Genomic DNA, 3,437 nt, shown 5'->3' with positions numbered 1-3,437 from the left:
AATCTCTATCAGAGCTATTATGATGCGCTGTAATCCTCGAAATTAAGATGTGTCCGGACAGGGTGCCTGCGCGGTCTGCTTGCGCGGGCGCCCTGTTCTGGGATACAATTGCAGAAGAAGCGGTTTAATGCAGCGTGAGGCGAAAGGTGTGGTATCATGGGTGTTTTACAGAAGCTGTTTTCTTTTTTTCGGGGGAAAAAGGGAAAGGTCTTTTACCGATATCTCATTTCATACTTTATGCTGCTGTTCGGCGTTGTGCTGATGGGGATGCTGTTGTATTTCCACTGCTATGAATTGTACCGTCAACAGGTGGAAGCCAATGTAGAAAGCAGACTGGAGCAATTGGGCATCATACTGGACGCAGAAATGGTCAAGATTTCCGAAACTGCGCAGCAGATATTTTCCAATCCGGATTTTACACCTTTCAATCTGGCACAACAACCTGTGGAGGGGATGTACCTTCAAAGAGAACTGAAAAAATATGCGCTTTACAATTTGCTGATCGATGACGTTTACTTTTATCCAGGCTCGGGAGAGTATCTGATCTCAGCGGCAACCTCTACCAGCAAGGAACTGTTTTATACGCAATACACCTTCGACGGAGGCAAGGATGCGCTGGAAACGACACAGAGTCCGGCGGTGTTATCCGGACAGCACCGGTACGGCGCCATTGTGGATGATCTTCTGTTGGTGGTATATTCGGATACCCGCTATGAGCAGAAGACAATGCGCACCCTGATTTTTACATTAAATAAAGACAGTATTTGGAAACTTGTTAACACGAACCGGCATGAAGACGCGATATCCGTGTGCATCTATGATGAGGACGGCTTGCCGCTTATGTCCGTTTTTTCGGACGAACAGTCCCGGGAAGTGCTGCGAGCCGTGCAAACAGAGCCAAGTGGAACTGTACAGATAGAGAATCAGGAATATTTCTGTCAGCAGCGGCGCTCGGACGCGGTAGGCTGGACATATCTTATGATGGTGGACAGCGACAGCGCCTTACAACCGGTATATCAAATCCGCAGCCTGATGCTGGCTGGCCTTGGCGTTGTAATAATACTGGGAATTGTGGTAAGCTTTTTCTGGACATTGCGCAATTTCAGGCCGTTGGCAGAGCTTCAGGACATGGCGCAGGAGATTTCGACCGGGAATACGCAGGAAACGCAGGATTTATACGATAACATCAAATATGCGTTTGATATGCTCCAGTTTAAAAATGTGGCGCTGCGCAATGAGGTGCAAAGCTCCACGGCTGCCGTACGTGAGCATCTTCTATACTCCCTTCTGCGTGGTCAGATTACTTCCAGGGAGATGCTGAAAGAAAAAGGGGCTAACATTGGTGTGGAATTGCCTTGGGAAAATTATGCGGTAGCCATTTTTCGCACGACGGCTGGATTTGAGGAAGCCCAGGGAAATCTTGCGCTGCTGCGACAAGAAATACAACAGGCTCTTCCACAAGGAATCATAGGATATGTACGCGAGCACAATACACCCGGCAACCTGGTAATGCTGATGTGTCTGCAGGAGGGGAAGGCAGATGTGAGCGACGCTCTTGCGGCCTGCCGCGCGCTGCTGGCAGAAAAAACAGGCGTCAGTGTTTCTGTCGGCATTGGAGAGACATACAATAATCTTGCGGATTACCCCCGATCGTATATCGAGGCATTGGACGCTCTGGATTATCGGTTTTTAAAAGGAGAGAATAGCGTTTTGGTTTCTTCGCAGCTCAAGCGGCTGCAAAAGCACATTCCTCCCGAAGTTCGTTCCGCATCCGAGAAATTGGAGCAGCTTTTGAGGGAGGAGGATTTGTTCGCCATCAAAGCTTATTTTGTAGAGATGGCAAATATGTTGCGTAACAGTGGCGTCACTGTTTCCGTGGCCAAAATGGTTTGTTACGATATTGCAAATACGGTATATAGGTATTTGGAAAGGCGGTATCACAGCGCGCAAAGCACAATGGTGGAAAGTCCAAACGTATTTATTATTTCTTCTTTTGACACCATAGATGATTTGCTGCGGATTCTGCTGCGAGTAAGCAATGGGCTGATTGACCAATTCGAACGGGAAAATGGCGGTGAGGAACTGCCTTTGCATGAAAAGATGGTGGAATATATCAAAGAACACTGCAGTAACTGCGATTTTTCGGTAGGGCAGATGGCGGATGCTTTTTCCATGAGTCCGTCAAACTTGAGTCAGTACTTTAAGTCCAGACAGGGCGAGACGGTTATGGAATTTGTCACGCAGATGAAGTTCAACAAGGCGAAAGAATTGCTGTTGAATACGCAGATGCCTCTGCAGGATATCGCCATCGAAGTGGGTTATTACAATGTGACAAGTTTTATCCGCCGCTTTAAGCAGCAAAGCGGGCAAACTCCGAACGATTATCGGAAAAATCATTCCTGAACTGAATGGAGAATGACGAAATCATGAGATATCAGAATATAAACTGCGAACCGATCAGCGCACCACAGCGATTTGATGTGGAAGCGGACGGTCTGGCTGAGGCGCTTAAAAACGCCTTGCAGAAAACAGAGAAAAATCTTCCCAAATTTGTACATTTGTATCCTTCCGCATGCAGCGAAAAAAGCTGGTATCGGGCCGTACCCAATGCAACGACAGAACTCGGCTCAGATTGGACGGCTGCATTCTGGACGGGTATGCTTTGGCTGAGCTACGAAATGAGTAGGAATGAATTGTTTCGCGCTGTTGCCGAAGCACAATTTGACGATTACGCACAGCGGTATGACGCATTTCAGCTGATGAACCATCATGACATGGGTTTTTTGTTTATACCTTCCATTGTGGCACAGTATAAGCTGACGGGGAGCCGAAAAGCGAGAAAGCTTGCGTTGAAAGCCGCGGATGTGCTGGCGGGGCGTTTCAGCGAGCGCGCCGGCATTATTCAAGTACGGGATCGTGATATTCAAGGGGCATTCATCATTGATTGCAGCATGAATGTACCGCTGCTTTTCTGGGCGGCGCAGCAGACGGGCAGGCATGACTATTACGTAAAAGGGCTGCGGCACATGGTGCGTGTAGCAGAATGTATGCTGCGGGCCGATGGTTCGAGTTATCAATGCTTTCAAATCGACGAGGTGACCGGACAGCCTGTCCGCGGCTGGCAGGGACAGGGATATGACGACGCCTCCTGCTGGGCCAGGGGCCAGGCGTGGCTCATCTATGGGCTTGCCCTATGCTACCGTTACACCAAGGATCTGGACTTCCTCTATGCGGCAAAATGTGCGTCAAATTATTTTTTGAACCGCCTTCCCAGCGATTTGGTATGCAACTGGGACCTGATTTTTACGCAGGACGAGGAACAGCGCGACACATCGGCGGCTGCCATTGCCGCATGTGGACTATTGGAGCTGCACCGGCAGCTGCCGGCGCAGGATGCGGAGCGGAATTTGTATTTGAACGCCGGCCGTGCGATAATG

The 3,437-nt window shown here is 49.1% G+C and carries 2 protein-coding genes; both read left to right on the top strand.

All coding sequences use genetic code 11. From position 1 onward, the window contains the following. Nucleotides 1–156 precede the first annotated feature (156 nt). Entirely contained in the window at nucleotides 157–2,403 is a 2,247-nt protein-coding gene (locus ACOYIE_RS09990; RefSeq protein ID WP_009324216.1) for a helix-turn-helix domain-containing protein, read from the top strand. Nucleotides 2,404–2,426: 23 nt separating this feature from the next. Beyond that, nucleotides 2,427–3,437, top strand: a 1,011-nt coding sequence (locus ACOYIE_RS09985) for a glycoside hydrolase family 88 protein (RefSeq protein ID WP_433412810.1), incomplete at its 3' end; no start/stop codon positions are given.

Source organism: Agathobaculum sp., assembly GCF_050946325.1.
Classification (GTDB): domain Bacteria; phylum Bacillota; class Clostridia; order Oscillospirales; family Butyricicoccaceae; genus Agathobaculum.
The sequence above is the reverse complement of the archived record's forward strand: the minus strand, read 5'-3'. Positions and strand labels throughout refer to the sequence as shown.